The organism is Lacticaseibacillus suihuaensis, assembly GCF_054785075.1.
The window spans coordinates 1-17,401 of record NZ_BAAGBJ010000017.1 but is presented as its reverse complement, the minus strand read 5'-3'; the positions used below and the strand labels follow the sequence as shown (position 1 = coordinate 17,401).

The 17,401-nt window shown below is 62.3% G+C and carries 12 protein-coding genes; 4 read left to right on the top strand and 8 right to left on the bottom strand.

Annotation, left to right across the window (positions count from 1 at the left end; all coding sequences use genetic code 11):
• Nucleotides 1-263 precede the first annotated feature (263 nt).
• From ACYVRZ_RS11940 to yidA, 4 genes are all read right to left on the bottom strand, one after another.
• The gene (locus ACYVRZ_RS11940; protein ID WP_461227125.1) at nt 264-2,147 is read right to left on the bottom strand and encodes a hypothetical protein; all 1,884 of its coding nucleotides are present in this window, start codon (nt 2,145-2,147) and stop codon (nt 264-266) included.
• 674 nt (nt 2,148-2,821) lie between these two features.
• Nucleotides 2,822-3,613 carry a metal ABC transporter permease gene (locus ACYVRZ_RS11935; RefSeq protein ID WP_461227123.1) on the bottom strand — a complete coding sequence of 264 codons (792 nt, stop codon included), beginning with the start codon at nt 3,611-3,613 and terminating at the stop codon, nt 2,822-2,824.
• Nucleotides 3,613-4,311, bottom strand: a complete 699-nt coding sequence (locus tag ACYVRZ_RS11930; protein WP_461227121.1) for a metal ABC transporter ATP-binding protein — start codon at nt 4,309-4,311, stop codon at nt 3,613-3,615. The genes ACYVRZ_RS11935 and ACYVRZ_RS11930 overlap by 1 nt, the downstream gene beginning before the upstream one ends.
• A gap of 278 nt (nt 4,312-4,589) precedes the next feature.
• Nucleotides 4,590-5,402, bottom strand: coding sequence for a sugar-phosphatase (gene yidA, locus ACYVRZ_RS11925; RefSeq protein ID WP_461227119.1), 813 nt, complete (start codon nt 5,400-5,402; stop codon nt 4,590-4,592).
• A gap of 248 nt (nt 5,403-5,650) precedes the next feature.
• Here yidA and ACYVRZ_RS11920 point away from each other — a divergent pair, with 248 nt between their 5' ends.
• Both ACYVRZ_RS11920 and ACYVRZ_RS11915 read left to right on the top strand, forming a co-directional pair.
• Nucleotides 5,651-5,830: a hypothetical protein gene (locus ACYVRZ_RS11920; protein ID WP_461227117.1), complete on the top strand. Its 180-nt coding sequence runs from the start codon at nt 5,651-5,653 to the stop codon at nt 5,828-5,830.
• Nucleotides 5,831-6,179: 349 nt separating this feature from the next.
• Nucleotides 6,180-6,359: a hypothetical protein gene (locus ACYVRZ_RS11915; RefSeq protein ID WP_461227115.1), complete on the top strand. Its 180-nt coding sequence runs from the start codon at nt 6,180-6,182 to the stop codon at nt 6,357-6,359.
• A gap of 195 nt (nt 6,360-6,554) precedes the next feature.
• Here the strand turns inward: ACYVRZ_RS11915 and ACYVRZ_RS11910 are convergent, their stop codons facing one another.
• Together ACYVRZ_RS11910 and ACYVRZ_RS11905 are read right to left on the bottom strand one after the other, a co-directional pair.
• Entirely contained in the window at nt 6,555-7,370 is an 816-nt protein-coding gene (locus ACYVRZ_RS11910; RefSeq protein WP_461227113.1) for an HAD-IIB family hydrolase, read from the bottom strand.
• A gap of 102 nt (nt 7,371-7,472) precedes the next feature.
• Nucleotides 7,473-8,912 (bottom strand): LysM peptidoglycan-binding domain-containing protein, encoded by a 1,440-nt coding sequence (locus tag ACYVRZ_RS11905; protein WP_461227111.1) that lies wholly within the window; start codon nt 8,910-8,912, stop codon nt 7,473-7,475.
• A 272-nt stretch (nt 8,913-9,184) separates the two neighbouring features.
• Here ACYVRZ_RS11905 and ACYVRZ_RS11900 point away from each other — a divergent pair, with 272 nt between their 5' ends.
• Nucleotides 9,185-9,835: a nitroreductase family protein gene (locus ACYVRZ_RS11900; RefSeq protein WP_461227181.1), complete on the top strand. Its 651-nt coding sequence runs from the start codon at nt 9,185-9,187 to the stop codon at nt 9,833-9,835.
• A 234-nt stretch (nt 9,836-10,069) separates the two neighbouring features.
• Here the strand turns inward: ACYVRZ_RS11900 and ACYVRZ_RS11895 are convergent, their stop codons facing one another.
• Nucleotides 10,070-11,095 carry a branched-chain amino acid aminotransferase gene (locus tag ACYVRZ_RS11895; RefSeq protein WP_461227109.1) on the bottom strand — a complete coding sequence of 342 codons (1,026 nt, stop codon included), beginning with the start codon at nt 11,093-11,095 and terminating at the stop codon, nt 10,070-10,072.
• A gap of 190 nt (nt 11,096-11,285) precedes the next feature.
• Here ACYVRZ_RS11895 and ACYVRZ_RS11890 point away from each other — a divergent pair, with 190 nt between their 5' ends.
• On the top strand, nt 11,286-12,227 hold the full coding sequence (locus ACYVRZ_RS11890; RefSeq protein WP_461227107.1) for a phosphotransferase family protein: 942 nt from the start codon (nt 11,286-11,288) through the stop codon (nt 12,225-12,227).
• A gap of 153 nt (nt 12,228-12,380) precedes the next feature.
• Here ACYVRZ_RS11890 and ACYVRZ_RS11885 read toward each other — a convergent pair.
• Nucleotides 12,381-17,401 (bottom strand): S8 family serine peptidase (locus tag ACYVRZ_RS11885; RefSeq protein ID WP_461227105.1); only part of this gene is annotated, 5,021 nt, incomplete at its 5' end.

Here is a 17,401-nt window from a genome sequence, read left to right as displayed (position 1 = left end):
TAACGGTGCCCGGTGAAGTCTCGCCGGGACGCCGGCACCGCCCTGGCCTCTCCCGACCGGCCGGCGTTCGTCGTGCGTGTTGCGCGTTGACGCCTCCCCCCTCACGCGCATTTTCTCGATGATTAATTATCTCTCAGTGAACAAATCAAGTTTAGTTGCGCGATTGCCTGCTGTCTTAAAAGCGGTCAAAAAACCCAAATTTTGAAGAATTCGTGCAAAAAAAGCCCCTCGGGTCTCACCCGAGGGGGCTGGCGCTCATTCACTTACTGATGACTGCTTCCGGCATCCCCCGGCCATTGCACCGCCAGCAGCAGCTCGCGGTTGGGCCCGGGATTGATGCAGGCCGCCGCCGTCGTTGTCGTGGTCGGCAAAAGCGTTTTGGCGGCAGCCATCAGGTCTCGCCAGGCCGGTTCAGCGGCCGTCCGCCCCTGCGTCACCACCTGCGCAACATAAGCGGCGTAGCACTGCATGGCATCCCACAGCGTCGTGTCGGCGGTCGGTGCAAGTGGCGGCAAGGCGACAATCGTGCGGGTCATCGCCAGCACCGTGTCGGCGTCTCGGGTACGATAAGCCACCGTCAGCAGGCTGTACCAGAGATTCGGCCACACCGCCGGGTGCATCGCGTTGACCGCTGCATCCGGCGTGGTCTGCGCCTTGGCCAGCTGGCGCATCAGCCGCTGAGCAGTGGCAAGATTCGCGGCCGGTGCCGTGTCAGCCAACAGGTAGTAGTCGCGCGGTGTCCAGGCATCGAAGCTAGCCAGTTTGTCCGTCACCTTTTGACCGATTGGCAGTGCCGCATCAAAACCCGCGCCGATTTCCGCATCGATGGTTCGCATCAACTGCACCATCATGGTGAAGTAGGGACTGTCCCCGGCCGCCAGCACCTTGAACCGCGCCAGTGTCTCTTGATGATCCGCCGCCAGCTCGCCCCTGGCCGCCGCGGCCATCCGACTTTGCGATAGCGTCATTGCCTCGGCCCAGTACGGCATGTCCCGCCACGTGATGAACTCGTGCAGGCCGACATGCAGGCAATCCAGAGCCCGACAAAGCTGATCCAGCCGCAAGCCGGCACCAGCCAGCGCATTGGCGTAGCCGTCGCGAGTGAGGCCGCTCAGCCGGCACAGATTCTTAATACTGACGCGCTGAGCCCGGCGCAGCTGGTCCAGCCGCTCCCCAAAACCCGCAGCCAACGCCTTGGCGCTCGCCGTCGGGGTCGCGCAATGGCGCGGCCGCGCATCGTGGTGGTAGCCCGACGTCGCCTTGAGAATCGCCGCAAGCGCGGCGATACGACCTGCCAGTCGCGATGGCGCCGGGCCATTGAGCTTAGTCAGGGCCGCAAGCCGGGGCGCAAAAACGGCGTCCAGGGATTCAATCTTCACCCGACTTGCCTCAAACACCGGCACAAGCGCCTGGCACAGCGCCGCCAGCACCTGAAAATCATAGGGCTGCGTCCATTCCCCCGGGTCGCGAACCGTTCCCCAGGTCAGGGCCCGAATAACGTTCTCGCAGATGTGCGTGGCGCAGGCGGCCTGCACGTAACACAGCAGCAACGCCTCTTGGTAGTGAATGACCTGCCCGATCAGCGGCCCGGTCGGCTGACCCTTGGCCGGCGCCTGAGCATAGCGCTCCATGGCGTGATCTACCTGGGCAAAGGTCAGATACGGCGCGATGACCAGGAAGCTCTGTAGCTCAAAAGCGGCCCAGAACTTGCGCCGCTGCAGCGTCGCCAGCACCGTTCTAGCAATGGCCGGCCGCGCCGCTACCGGCGTCTCGCGTATCTTCAGCAGCATCATCAGCAGGGTGCAGTCGGGCTGGTGAGTCGCTTCGGCAAGCGCGGTCAGCTGTCGGCGCAGCGACCCGGCATCCGGCAGCGGCGCCGGGTCGCGCAAAAGCGTCAGCGCCCGGTTTTGCAGCGGTGTGATGCGAAAATAGGCGGCCTCAATCAAGGGCGCCAGCGGCTTGGCCACGTCGACGTGCAGAAAATCCAGCCAGCGACAGAACTCCCCAATCTTGGGGCTGGCCTCGTCCCGCACGATGCGCTGATATGTTTTTTCCGAAAAGCCCACGTAATCGCACAGCGCCTTGATGCGAATGTGGTGTGTCACCCGGACCTGCTCCAGGTAAGCGGCGTATGTCTGTGAAACCATCGGTATCCCCTCCAAGGTCGTCAAAAAACATGCCGATTATGCGACCTGGTCGCCGGGATTGCAAGCACAACCGGTCGCAGGGGTGGGGGCGGCGGCCCCGTATTCTGTTATATTTTATTTACCAAACATTTACACAACATTTACATTAATCGCGACGTAAGCGCTTGCCAAATGACTTGAGTTGGTGTTATTCTATCCTCGTAGAATTCGACAGCGCCTCTCGGTCGCACGGCCGAAGCGCAGCTCAAGGCAGTCTACGGTGACTATCATTCTCATCTGATGAACGTCGACCTATGTCGACCACGTCCGCGGCGTGAGTGTCTAGCGACGAAGAAATTCGCGTAAAAGAAAACAGCCCTGGTTTGACTCCAATGATCCGCAACTGCCGGCTCCACCACAGTGCGTACCACCAACCGAATCGGTTTTACCTACTGGCGGGGGCAGTCTGCCCTGCTTGCGGGTCGGTTCGTCAATTCAATATCAACCGGGGGTACTGTGGGTCAACCCGCGGTGTCCTTTGCGTGTCGCGTGGCGCGGGACCAACCCCAGTGGTGATTGCGCTGGCCGGCAAGCAAAAAACGCGGTACTTTCGCCACCGCGTTCTCGTTTTCAGAAACTGAATCGGTTTATCAAAAAAGGCGTGGTCGCGTGACCACGCCTTTTCAGTCTGCCCATTACCCCTGCCGCCGCCGCACTTGCAGCGCCGCGAAGTAAAAAACGCACTCGATGGCGGCGATGAAAAATGTCACCGGCCAGTTGGTGTAATAGCCCAGCAAAAGCCCCGCCCAGACGCCGATCAGCGCCGTCGCCACCGAAATCGCCAGCATCTGCGGCAGCGTGTGGCCGAGGTACTTGGCCACGGCCGGCGGCAGCGTCAGGAGGATGAACACCAGCAGGCTGCCGACAATCTGGGCGCCGATCGACACGGACACCGCGAGGATCAAGAGAAAGTAGATACCGATCAGATTGCGCCGCACCCCTTGGGCCTGGGCGCCGACCGGGTCGAAGGAGTCGAAGGCCAGGCTGCGGTAGGCCCAGGCTATCGTCACCAGCACCACCGCGGCCAGGCCGACCAGCTGCCACACGTCGGCGCGGGAGATGCCGATGATGCTGCCGAACAAAATGGTGGTGGCGTAGCTCGAGCTCTTGGCCGACAGCGCCAAAAACAGGATGCCCAAGCCGGTGAACAGGCTGGACACCGCGCTGATCGAGGCCTCGCGGCGACTGGCCTTGACCGACAACTTGCCGACCGCGACGGCACTTGAGATAGTGGTCACAAGCATCCCGTCGAGCGGCCGGATGCCGACGAACACCGCCAGGGCGGCCCCGGCGAAGCCGATTTCCGACAGCGTGTGGGCGAGAAAACTCATCCCCCGAGCGGTGACGAACACGCCGACGATGCCGGTCGTCAGCGCGATGAAGGTGCTGGCGAGAAAAGCGTTTTGCATAAAATCATACTGAAACATTAATGCACCTCCGCCACCGGCGTCAGCTCGCGCGGCATTTTGGCCAAATCCATCGTCTGCGTCGGCGCCAGCTCGTGGCCGGTCGCCGTCAGCAGCAGGTACTGACTCGTGAACTCCCGGGCGAGCTCCAGGTCGTGGGTGACGAACAGCACGGTCAGCCCGAGCTCGCGGTTCAGCCGCCGCACCAGGCTCATCAGCTCGGTCTTCGTGTTGACGTCGAGGCTTGCGGTCGCCTCGTCTAGGATCAGGAAGTTCGGCTGGGTCAAAAGCGCCTGGGCCAGGTAGGCCTTTTGCTTCTCGCCGCCGCTGGCCGCCCCGAGCCGCAGGTGTTGCCGCTCGCTCAGGTCGCACTGGGCGATCACCTGGTCGACCGCCGCTTTTTCCGCGCGGGTATGCCACGGGACGAGGTGCTTGAGCTGGTTGAGCTGCACGAACTGGCGAATCGTCAGCGGGTACTCGGGGTCGATGTTGCGAAACTGCGGCACATAGCCCAGGCTCAGGTCGGCCGCCCGGGTGATGGTGCCGGCCGTCGGAGTCAGCTGCCCCATGAGCAGGCGAATCAGCGTGGTTTTCCCCACCCCGTTGGCCCCAATCAGGCTGGTCATCGAGCCGCGAGCGAGCGCGAAGCTCATGTCCGAGTATAGCCTACGGTCGCGAAAGCCGAAGCTCATGTGTGATACGGTGATCAATGGCGTCATGCGTCTCCCCCAAAGTTCGTTAACAGTAACGGTTACGAATAACAGTTTACACGAGTTGCCCCTGGTTGCCAAATATTTTTCAGAAAGCACCACGAAAAAGGCCCGGGCCACCACCCACACCTTGTCGCAATCTGTCTGCCCAGTGGCTCGGTCGCCCGCGAACCGCCATCGCGGTCACCCGCACAGCCGGTGGCCACGCCGCCGGCCAGTCGGTTGCGCCAAATTCGGTGCGAAGCGCCGCAGTGCGAGCGGCTCGCCGGCCGGCCGGTCGCCCTTGCCTACTTCAGCACAAACTGTCGCAGCGCCTGGGCGACGCCGCCGGCCGCGTTGGTGCCGGTCACCGCATCCGCGGCTGCCTTGGCGGCCTCAATCCCGTTGCCCATCGCCACGCCGAGGCCGGCCGCGGCAATCATCGGCACGTCATTGGCCTGGTCGCCGATCGCCATCACATCAGCCATCGGAATGCCGAGGTGAGCGGCCAGCGTCGCCACCGCGTTGCCCTTGCTGACGGCCGGCGGCAGCACCTCCAGGAAGAAGGGCTCGGAGTTGACGATGTAGTAATCATTGAAATAGTCATTTGGAAGCGCTTGCTTAGCGCCGGCTAGCAGCTCCGGCTCGTCAATCATCATCACCTTGACGAAGCGTTTTTCCGGCGCAAATTCCGCCAGGGGCCGGTAAAACAGCGGGACGTGCAGCAGGTACGACTCCCGCACGGTGAAGCGGGACACGTCGGCGTTGGGCGTGTAAAGACGCTCGCGGTCCAGCGCCTGGATGTGAACGTGCTGCGCCGATGCAAACGCCGCCAGCCGCTTGAAGTCAGTCAGGCTCAGGGTGTGGGCATCGATCACCGCTCCACTGGCGGCGTTTTGGACCAACGCCCCGTTGTAGGCGATGACGTAATCGTCGGGCCGCCCCAGCCCAAGCGGCGCAAAAAGCGGCGCGATGCCGGACAGCGGTCGTCCGGAACACAGCACCACCCGCACCCCCTGGGCCACGACCGCCTGCACCGCCGCAATGGTCACTTGGTCCAGGCCGTGATTATCGTTGAGCAACGTGCCATCCAAGTCGATGGCCACCAGCTGAATCGCCATGTTCGTTCATCCTTTCTGTCACCCGCAACTTCAAAAATCCGTCTCTGCGCCGGCGTCCTGCCCTTCAACCCGCGTCACACCAACTTCTCATGCCCCTCACCTAGGCAAAACGCGCCGGCTCTTGGTACAATACACCGGCAGACAAAGTGATATGAGCGGTGGTCCCCACTTCCGAAAGAGGGTGATGCCCATGACGCTGAGGCGGATTGGCTGTCGGATTCCGGTAGAAAGGAGGGCACGGCAAACTCGTGATCCCGTCTATGACGGAGATCGTGGTGTTCCTCAGTGGTTCAACGCTTGCGACCTATGCGTTACGCAAACAGGTCGCAAGCCTGAACCGGCTGATTGCGGAGATCGAGCAATCGATCGCAGCCATCGGCCGCCTGGTCGTTGCGATTCAGGCACTGAGGGCCACCATCAAAAAATGAGCAAGCTAAAAGCCGCCCACATAACTTTTTGGCAGAAGTAGTGGCGGCTTCTTAGCTTCCATAACACTTGGGCCACCGCTCTTAACGCGGTAGTCTGCAAGGCGGCACTCTTCACAGGGGTGCCGTTTTTGCTGGCCTTAGTATAACATGGTCGGTTCGCGGTGGTAAAGCCGCGTCACACCAACTTCTCATGCCCCTCACCTAGGCAAAACGCGCCAGCTCTTGGTACAATACACCGGCAGACAAAGTGATATGAGCGGTGGTCCCCACTTCCGAAAGAGGGTGATGCCAATGACGCTGAGGCGCGTTGGTAGTCGGATTCTGAAAGAAAGGAGGACTTTGCAAACTCGTGATCCCGTCTTGGACGGCGATCGTGGTGTTTCTCAGTGGTTCGACGCTTGCGACCTATGCGCTTCGCAAACAGGTCGCAAGCCTGAACCGGCTGATTACGGAGATCGAGCAATCGATCGCAGCCATCAGCCGCCTGGTCGTTGCGATTCAGGCACTGAGGGCCATCATCCAAAAATGAGCAAGCTAAAAGCCGCCCACATCTTTTTGACCAAAGCTTGGCGGCTTCTTAGCTTCTAAACACTGGGCCACCGCTCTTAACGCGGTAGTCTGCAAGGCGGCACTCTTGCAGGGGTGCCGTTTTTTGCTGGCTTCAGTATAACATGGCCGGTTCGCGGCGGTAAAGCCTCGCTGCGGCCTTCTCGGCGTCACGCAACTAGCGCGTTGCCCAAAGCCGCAGCGCCTCGGCCACGCCGTCTCGGTCGTGGTCGGCCACCACCGCGGTTGCGGCCGCCTGAATCGCCGGCGTCGCGTTACCCATCGCAAAGGTCAGATCCGCCGCGGCGAACATCGAGCGGTCGTTTTCGGAATCGCCGATTGCCACGTTGCGCCCTGCCTCAAGCGCCAGGGCCTGGCGCAACTTGCCAAACGCGAGTCCCTTGCCAACACCGGTTGGAATCACCTCGAGGTTGGCGGGGCCGGAGCCGGTGGTGACGACGCCCGGCACCGCAGCCAGGCTGGCAATCACCCGGGCCTTGAGCCGGCGGTCTGGAATCGTCACGTTGAACTTGGTCAGGTCGTTGCGGTCGGATGATGAAAGCGGTTGCGCCGGAACGCTCGCATCATACGCCAGCTGGTACGGCAGCTGCCCTTTTTGATCGGCATCCCCGGCGGCAAAAAGCGCCCGCAGCTTGGCCTCGTATTCCGGCGTCTCGAATCGCGCGGTTGGCGAGTAAACTTTGTACGGAATGGCGTCCAAAACAGTAATGACAGCGCTTGCGGTTGCTGCTGCGAAGGTTGTGGCGAACAGCTGCCGGCCGTTGACCACGCCAACCGCGCCGTTGAGCCCGACCACCGGCACGGCCACCGCGACCGCCGCCAGCAACCGCTGAATGTCTTCGGGGTCACGGCCGGAGCAGATGAACGGCACCGCCGTTTTTTGTGCCAGCCGCAGCGCCGCGGCGTTGCCGGTCGAAATGTGCTGGTCGCGGTCCAGCAAGGTGCCGTCTAAGTCGATGCCGATCAGGTCCATGAGAATCTTCCTTTGCAAGTGAGTTGACGCACAAAAACGGCCGGAATCAACCCGCCGTCACGTGTCGAGATGAACAATCTCACCTTACCATTGTTGCCAGCCTCACGCCAGCACCAACCGCTGGCCGATGCGCAAGTAGTTCGCATTGGTCAGGTGGTTCTTCGCCGTCAGCTTCGCCACCGTGGTGTGGTTGCGCGTCGCGATGCCCCAAAGCGTGTCGCCGGCTCGCACCACGTAGGTTTTGGCCGCCGTGGTCTTCGCGGTGGTCTTCGCTGTCGCGGTCTTGGTCGGCGTCGCCTTCGCGGTCGTCGCCTTCGTCGCGGTCGCCTTCACCGCCGTGGTTGCGGCGCGAATTACCAGCCGCTGGCCGACGCCGATGCGGTTGGCGTTGGCCAGCTTGTTCAGGCTCACCAGCTTGGCCACCGTGGTCTGGTGGCTGCGAGCGATCGCGTAAAGCGTGTCGCCGGCTCGCACCGTGTAGGTCACCGCCGGGCTGGTCACAGTCGGCTTCGCGGCCGGCTTGGTGGCGGTTGCCGGCGTCGGCTTCGCGGCCGGTTTGCTGGTGCTGGTCGCCGGCTTGGTCGTCGTGGTCGGTTTGGTCGTTGCTGAACTTGCGGTCGTTGTCGTGGCCTTTTTCACAACCAGCTTCTGGCCGACCATCAAGACGTTCGGGTTCTTGAGGCCGTTCAGGGCGGCCAAGGCGCTGACGGTGGTGCCGTAGCGCCGCGCGATCGCGGTCAGGGTGTCGCCGCGCCGCACGGTGTAGGTCACCCCACTTGTGCTACCGGTGGTCGCACCGGCGCCGGTGCCGGCCCCGGCGGCGTTTTGGAACGCCAGCTGGTCCCAGGCGGTCAGCCGGTAGGTCGCAATCAGCTGGCGCAGCTTGGCCGGGTAATCCGGCGCCGTCGCGTAACCGTCGGCCTTGATGCGGTTGGTCGCGGTGGTCGCGTTGGTGACGCCAATCAGGTTGGCGTAGCGAGCGCTGGTCGCCAGCACCGTGGCGTGGTCGGCGATGCTGGCGGCGTCGTTCGGGTAGACACGGAAGTTATCGTAGATGGTGTGGTAGGCACCGCCGTAGTACTCGCGCGTCGCCACCCGCACGGTCGCGCCGTTGTAGCTGCCCTTCATGCCAAAAAGGTTGTGGTACCTGGTGGCCATGCTGGAGCCACCCCAGCCGCTTTCCAAAATCGCCTGGGCGGCGGTCAGGGACGGCAAAATGCGGTGTGACGTCCAGCCGGTGATGGCGCCTGAAATGATCTGGTTCAGGAAGCCGGCGACGGCCTTGGGGTAGCGGCTTGAGTTGGTCGCCTGCAGCGCCTGAATGCCGCTGGTTAACGGGCTGACTTTCGTGACCGAGTTGGCCAAAACCGTGGCCTTGGTCCGACTCGTCTGCGCCTTGGCCACCGCAGCGCTGGCGGTTGCGGTTTGGGCGCCGCCGGCCGCCTGAGTGACGTGGCCGCGGCCCTGCGCCCCAAGCGCCGCCAGTGCAGCCGCCGTAACCCCCAGTGTCGCCTTCCCTAACTGAACCCGATTCATTCTCATCAGCGTCCTCCTATCGTTACCTTTTCTTAATAATTCCATCGTAGCATGTTGGCCAGGCCGGCGACGTGACAGTTTGATTACGAGTCCGTGACCGTTTTTACAATGGCTCGCTTGCAACACATTGTAAGCGTTTGTGGTCACTTGACGATAAATGTCCAGGTGGCGCTTACCAAAAGATAGGGAAAGCGCTATACTGAAGTCGAATCCGGGTTTCCAAGCGCAACGTTGGCGCGTCCAGCTCAACCCGCTACTTACATTGAAGGGAGTCTTACCTGATGACTTTTGTGAACAATGATTTCGGTGATGTGCTGCTGCACCGTTCCTCGGTGCGGGACTTTGACCCAAGCGTCACGATTCCCCGTTCGGAGCTGACCGCCATGATCCAAGAGACGATCACGGCGCCTTCCGCCTGCAACCTGCAGGCTTGGCACTTCGAGGTCGTCGACAACGCCGCCGGCAAGGACCTGCTGCGCCAGTACTTCATGAAGTTCAACCTGCCGCAACTGGAATCCGCCAGCGCCGTCGTTCAGATTTTCGGCGACACCCAGGCCTTCAAGTCCTACCGCGACCTGTGGAACAAGGCGGCCGCAGACGGTCGCATCACGCCTGAAAAGCGCGACGAGGTGCTGCGGACCTTCCTGCCGCTTTACGAAAAGGCGCCGCAGTCGATGCTGGTCGCCGATTCCTCGGTCGACTCCGCCATCGCCGCTACCCAGCTGATGCTGGTCGCTCGGGCTCACGGCTACGAGACCAACCCGATCGGCGGCTACGACACGACCAAGGCCGCTAAGCTCTTCGGCCTCGACCCGACCCGCTACGTGCCGGTCATGGCGATTGCCATCGGCAAGCCGGCCAAGAACGGCAAGGACGAGATGAAGTCCGCCCGTTACCCGGTCGCGCAGGTGCTGCACTTCGCCGACTAACCCAACAGACCATTAAAAAGCAGGTGCTTCACTTCACAATTGTGAGGTGAGGCACCTGCTTTTGCGTGGTTGAGCCGCGATGGCTTGCGCCTGGCACTGCCGGGCAAGGCAGACAACGCGCCGCAACGAGTCGACCGACCGTAATCCGCGGCGAGTGGCCACGATTGCCACCACGCCGGCTCCCGAACCACCACCGTCACGGTTGGCGCGAACCGGCTTCCGAATCGCCGCTACTCAGGCTTCCACGGTCACGATCCAGCCGGCCGGGCCCTCAACGTCGCCGTTTTGGATGCCGACCAGCGTGTCGTAGAGCTTTTGCGTGATTGGGCCGACGCCGCCGTCGCCGAACTGATGCACGTGGTCGCGGTACGTGATGCTTTGAATCGGGGTGATCACCGCCGCGGTGCCGCAAGCGCCGGCCTCGGCCAGGTCATCCAGGCCGTCGATCGGAATACGGGTCTCTTCGGCGGTCAGGCCGCAGACGCTGGTCGCCAGGGCCATCAGCGAGCGGCGCGTGATGCTTTGGAGAATCGACGGCGACTTGGGGGTCACGAACTTGCGACCGTCCTTGGTGATGCCGAAGAAGTTGGCCGAGCCGACCTCCTCGATGTAGCGGTGCTCGATTGGGTCGAGGTAGATGGCGTCGCCGAAGCCATGCTCATGAGCGTACTTACCCGCCTGCAAGCTCGCCGCGTAATTACCGCCGACCTTGCTCTGCCCGGTGCCAAAATGGGCCGCCCGGTCGTAAGTCTCCGCGACCATGAACTTGGTCGGCACCATGCCGCCTTTGTAGTAGGCGCCGACCGGCATCGCAAACACGGTGAACAGGTACTCCTTGGCCGGAGCGACACCGATGTTCTCCCCGACGCCGATCAGAAGCGGCCGCAGGTACAAGGTCGCGCCGGTGCCGTACGGCGGCACGTACTCGGCGTTGGCCGCGACGACCTGCTTGACGGCGGCCAGGAACTGGTCGGTCGGCACCGCCGGCATCAGCAGCTGGCTGGCCGAGCGGTTCAGCCGCGCCGCGTTTTGGTCCGGGCGAAAGAGCTGGATCGCACCGTCCTTGGTGCGGTAGGCCTTCAGCCCCTCGAAGGCGCTTTGGCCGTAGTGCAGAGCCGGGCTGCTGATGTTCAGCGTCAGGCTGCCGCCTTGAACCAGGCCGCCCTCGTCCCAGGCGCCGTTTTTCCAGTGGGCGTCGTAGCGGTACGGCAGTTCCATGTAGTCGAAGCCCAAGTTTTCCCAATCAAGATTAACAGTCACGTGATAGCCTCCATGTGTTGTGCATTACTTACTGAAGCATACCCGAGATTCACGCGGGGCTCAAGCGCGGCGGTCAGGTAAACTGACACTCGATAACAAAAATTATTTTTTGGACCCCACGCGGCTTGTTTTCACCCTTGTTTCACGTGGAACAGCGGGTATACTGAAGGCAAAACCCTTGGAGGTCGCTATGCCATCTCGCATCTACCAGGAACTGACGCCGCCGCAACTGACGGCGCTGATTCACCGCCACTTCCCCGGCGCCACCGGCTACCGCGTCGCCGTCGTTCACGGCGGCCTGTTCAACACCACCTACCTCCTCACCCTGGCGACCGGTGACGCCTACATCCTGCGCATCGGGCCGGTTCACCGCGAGCTGCTTTTGCCCTTCGAACACGGGCTGATGGCGGCCGACGCCCAGGCCGCGCAGTTGCTGGCTCAATACGGTGTCCCCGGCAGCCAGGTCGTCGCCTGGTCGCGCGGCGACCAGGCGCTGGACCGCGCCTACATGCTGACGCGCTGTTTGCCCGGTGTGACGCTCAATGACCCGGCGGTGACGCCAGGCGAGCGGCTGGCGCTGTACCGCCAGCTTGGGACCACGATGGCCGCTTTTCACGCGATCACCGCGCCGCGCTTCGGTCGCCTGGCGGAGCCCGACCGCCGCTTCGCCACCTGGAGCGGCTGGGTCGTAGCCGAATTCGCGACGACCCTGCGGCTGCTGGTTCACCACGCGCTGCTCACGCCGGCCCAGGCCGCTCACGTGCAAGCCTGGGTGGCTGATTTGCGGCCGGCGCTTGACGCGATCACCACGCCGCACCTGGTTCACGCCGACCTCTGGGAGGGCAACGTGCTGGTCAGCTTGGATCACCGTCGGCTGATCGCCGTCATCGACTGCGACCGCGGCCTGTTCGGCGACCCGGCGCTGGACTTCGCGATTTCATCGACCACGCCGGCCGAGTTCTACGCGGGCTACGGCCGCCGCCCGGCGCCAGACGCCGCGGCCACCACGCGCGATGCCGTTTATCGCGCCTTGTACAGCGCCTGGGACGGCTTCGTCTACGCCGTCGAGTACGCCAACCCGCAGGCCGCCGCCGAGTGTCTGGCGCGGCTGATGGCGCTGGCCGAGGGGTAATGGCAGCCTGCGTCTTCCTGGCTCTCACGTGCCGTTTTTGGCGTTTGGCGATGCCTGCTCATCCTGACCTCATCGCGTCGAGGTCAGGATTTTTTGACTAAAAAAACACGACCACCGCATCGCTGCGATGGTCGTGTTTTGTTGCGGCCTAGCTTACTTGGTCAGGTTCTGAAAGGCTGCCTTGACGGCCTTGGCGAAGGCGGCGAACTTCGCGCCGACCTTGGTCGTGGTGGTCTTGGTGTCGGTCGTCGCGGCCGGGGCCGTGGTGCCGGCCTTGGCGGCTGCGATGTCGGCCTTGAAGCCGATCAGCGCGTCGAACTGCGCCAGCTTGTCGGCAAGCGTCGTGGCCTTTTGACCGGCCGCTTTCGCGTTGTCGAGGTCGCCGTAGTAGCTGCGGCCCGTCGCGGCATCCGTCGCGTTGCCGATGGCGACCGGCGTTGCCTGCTTGATGGCGGCAGCGAAGGCGTCAAGCGCGTTGTCAACGAACCCGCTCAGCTGCTTTTCGGCATCTTCTGGCGTGATCGCGCCGGAAGCGGCCTGAGCCTTCAGGTAGTCAACGTCGCCGTTGAACGTGCGGCCCGTCGCGGCGTCCTTGGTGTTGCCCAAGTCGGCCTTGGCGAAGGCTGCCTTGACCGTGGCGATATCGCCTTGGACGTAGGCGGCGCTGATGATCTGGTTCAGCGTGGTTTCGGCGTCTTCATCGGAGATGGTGCCTGCCTTGACCTGCGCTGCCAGGGCGTCGAGGTCGCCGTAGAACGTGCGGCCCGTGGCCGGGTTCGTGGTTTCGCCGAGCGTCGCGCCAAGCGCCTTCTTGGCCGCGTCAATTGCGGTCAAGATTGGGCTGTCGGTATCAGTGTCCGTATCGGTGTCCGTATCGGTATCGGTGTCAGTGTCGGTATCGGTGTCAGTGTCGGTGTCCGTATCCGTATCGGTATCCGTGTCAGTGTCGGTATCCGTGTTCGTCGTCGGCGCGGTGATGCCGTTGGCGGTGCGGTAGGCCTCAACCGCCTTGATCAGGTCAGCGAGCTGTGCCTTGGCCTGGGCCGGGGTCAGCTTGCTGATCTTCAGGTCAGTGGCCAGGGCGTTGAAGTCGCCGTTGAAGGTGTTGCCCGTTGCCGGGTTGATGGCCTCGCCGACGTCACTGGCGTCCTTCTTGGCCGCCGCGATTGCGTCCAGAACGCTCTGGATCGTGTCCGTGGTGGTCTCGGAACCCGTGTTGCCAGTTTCCGTGCCGGTACCGGTTTCGGTGCCGGTCGTGGCTGGCTTGTCGTAGTAAACCGTGACAACCTTTTCAACCTGGTTACCGGTGCTGTCGCCAACATCGATCACGAAGATGTTCTTGCCTTCCTTGAGGTGTTCAACCTCGGAGAAGGACTGACTGGTGCCAGGGTTCGTGGTGTTCCAGTTGAGGTCACCGGTGGTCTGCACGATCTGGTTGCCGTTGATGTAGACTTCGAGGTAATCGAAGTTGTCCGTCGCGGTCCCGCTGATGGTGAAGGTGTCCTTGTCGGTGTGGATGTCGTTGTCGGTATCCTGGTCGATCGTCACTTCAGGGGCAATCGCATCCAAAATGATGGAGATGCGTTCCTGAATGGTCTGACCGGTCAGCGTGTTGCCGTAAACCACGCTGAAGTCGTGCTTGCCCAGGGTGCCAACCGGCAGGTCAACGCTGAAGGACAGGTCGGACTTGATGTCGACGTGCTTACCCGCGATTTCGAGACTGGTCGTCGGGTGCTTGACGTGGCCGGAGACGTGGTAGGTCTGGGTGTCGGCGTCGTAAGCGGTGTCGCCTGGTTCGACGTAGTTGCTCCCGAAGGCAACGTTGTCGAAGGTGACCGCGCCACTCAGCGGATCGGCGTCGTAGCTGGAGTTGATTGCGTAGTCGAAGGTCTTGACGTTGCCATCGGCATCCGTCAGCGTGATGGTGACGGTGTTGTCGCCGAACGCAACCGGCACATCGGCGTCAATCGCGTGGCTGTCATCCAGGGCCAGGTCGATTGGATCGCCGCCGTTGACCGTCGCCGTAGCCGAAACCACGTCGTCGGAAACCGCACCGGCCACCTTGACGCTGCCTTCGGAGGTCTGGTCGTTGCCGTTGTTGACGGTCAGCGTCCCGATCTTCGGCTGCTGCAGGGCGATGTGTGAGTCGTAGCTGCCGAGCAACTGCGTGTGAGCGGCATCGGCGTAGAACTTGAACGTCGTGTCCCAATCAACCGCATGCGTGATTGGCATCTTCGCCACGAAGTACTGAGCCGAAACGTCGGTTGGGTCGTTCGGGTTCGTGTGGTTGGTGATGTCAAGATCTTGGGTCTTGCCGTCCGCATCCACGTAGGTCCCGTAGACATCGCCGCCGGAGTAGCGCCCGGTCATCTGGTAGGAGAGAACGCCGGTGTTGAAGTCTGCATCGATGTTGTCTTCGTTAGCCATGCTGATGGTGGCAGGAATCCCACCGTCGATGACCAGCCCGTCGGCGGTTTGGCCTGGAAGCGGTGCGTCGTCCTTCATGACGTCGACATAGTTCGAGGCGTTATCGTTGACGTACAGCTCGATGGCGTTGCGGCCCTGAGCCAGCGTCTTGGCCTGCGCGTCGGTCAAAGGCACCCGAATCTGGGTGTAGCCGTCGGCCGTGGTGCCGGTCACTTCGTAGGTTTGGTAGACCTCAACGACGCCGTTAACGGCGGTGCCGGCCATCTTGGTGATGTCGTTGCCGGAGAAGTCGTCCTTGGTTTCGCCCGTGATGTAGTACTGGGTCTTGCCGTCGACTTCCTCAGAGGTCAACGCGATGTGCTGCAATTCAGGCGCAACGGAGTCGATTTTGAACGGCATGTCGATGTTTTGACGGCTGTCCTCGGATGCGCCGTCGGCAATCGCGGAGACACGGTAGGTGTACTGGCCGTCAGGAACGACTTCGTACTTGCCGGTTGCCTGGTTGAACGCGGTCCCGTCCCACTTCGGCAGGTCAACCGTGGTGTAGTACTGACCGTTTTGGTAGTAGTACGTCTTGGTTTCGGCTGTCGACTTGGAAAGCGTGGTGACCACGTTGCCATCGGCGTCCAGAATCTGAAAAAGCACATCCTTGGCGTTGCGGAACGTGAAGACCTGGCCCTGAATGGACTGAACGGCCGCGCTGCCGCTGTTGGAAAAGGCCACGGCGTCTTGGTCGACCGTGTCGGAATCGGCGGTCGTCCCAGGAATGATCAGCTTCTCGGTCAGCAGGTCCTCGGCGTAAAGCACCGACGAGGAGCTCAGGCCCAGTGCCTGGGCAGACTGGCCGTTGACCGGATCAAAGATCGGCTGGGCATCCCAGTTGCCGCGGAAGCCCATGTAAGGCAGGTTCAAGGTCGTGCCGTCGGAGCCGGTGAAGCCCATGAAGCCTTCGATGTAGCGGTTCTGGCTCAGGCCTTCCGGCAGGCTCAGCGTCAGGGTCACGGTCTTGGTGCCGTTGGCCGGCACGACGATGTCGTCGTTGGTGCGGATCGTCGCCCCGTAAACCTGGGTGTCGTACATCGTGCCGTCGCTTGGATCGACAGCGTCGGTGTATACGGCGTGGGTGCCGGTGGTTGAATCCAGCGTGTAGGTCAGATCCTTGGCCGTGCGGTTGGTGAAGGTGACGTTGAACTGGCGCTTGTTGCCACTGATGCTCTTGAGCTCAACGGCCGGGTAACCGTTGTCGGACGCAACCGTCGACGGGTTGGTCTCGAGGCGTTCGATTGCGGCTTCGACGTCGACCATCCCGGCGCCTTGGCGACGTGGGGACTGGATTGCGTTGTCGTAGTTGTCGTCGAGGATCGGCTTGGCCGTGTTCATCTCGATGGCCTTGAACAGGCCGGCCTTTTCAGCCCCACTCATCGCCTCGTACTGGGCGAAGAACGGGTTGTCGGCGTTGGTGATCGATTCCTTCAACAGGGCCTGGGTGCCGGCGATGAACGGTGAGGACATCGAGGTCCCGGACATGTTGATGTAGCCGTTGTTGTTTTGGGTCGACCAGATGTTACCACCAGGGCCCGTGATGTCCGGCTTGAAGGACAGGTCGGAGGTTGGGCCGTAAGACGTGAAGTAAGACATCTTGTCGGCGTCGTAAGCCGCGTTGTGCGACTGACGCAGACCAAGCGAAACGCTGAACGTGTCATCCGTGTGACCGTCCGTCACAAAGTCGGCCAGCTTGTTGCCCTGGGTCTGGGACAGCGAGATCGTCGGGATGCTGTCGTCGATGGACATGGAGGTCAAAGGCACATCGCCATCGGTGTTGTTGACGATGATCAAGCCGCTGGCACCGGCCGCAGCCGCGTTGGCCTGCTTGTCGGTGAAGTTGATCTCACCACGGGCGACGACGACGACCTTGCCGGCGGCGTCTGCGGTGATCTGATCAGGTGTCCCGATGCCAAGCTTGCCATCGGCGTCACGCGCGATGAAGAACTTCTTGGAATCAAAGTCTTTTTGGGTAGCGCTGGTCGACATCTGGGTCAGCTCAGGCGTCACCACGTCGGTGTCGCCGTCCTTGATGCTGACGGAGTAGCCAACGGCGTCGGTGTTTTCGGCCGCGGCAACGGTCGTCGCGTTCCGGGCGTCGCCAGGAGCCCCGACCATTTCGGTGTCTTCTGTGTCGAAGTAGCTGGCGTTGGAGCCGTCGGTGGCGGAAGTACTGGAGCCGTCGTTACCGGCGGAAATGACCGCGGCGGTGCCGGCGTCGATCGCGTTTTGAACCGCGGCCTGCTCCGGATCGTCGTTGGTCTGCGTCCCGGAACCAGAACCCAAGGACATGTTCAAGACATCGGCGCCGATCTTGGCGGAGTCGTCGATGGCGGAGATAACCGTGTCGGAACCGGTCGTCGCCTCGGCGTCGGAGTTCGAGAACACCTTCATCGCCAAAAGCTGCGCTTCAGGCGCCACGCCGACCACTGAGGTCGTCGGGTCGCCGGTCGTGCCGTTGGCGCCGATGATGCCGGCAACGTGCATGCCGTGCTGCTCTTCCGGATCGTCGTCGGCGATGTACTCGTTGGAGTCATCAGCGTAGTTGTACCCGTAAGGCACCTTGTCGGTCAGGAACCGGCCGTAGCCGACGGAGCTGGCAAAGGCGTTGGCGTCGTCTTGGGAAATCTTGGCCTTGGACGGGTCGCTCAGGCGCATGTCCTTGTGCGATGCGTCGATCCCGGTGTCGATGACGGAGACCACGG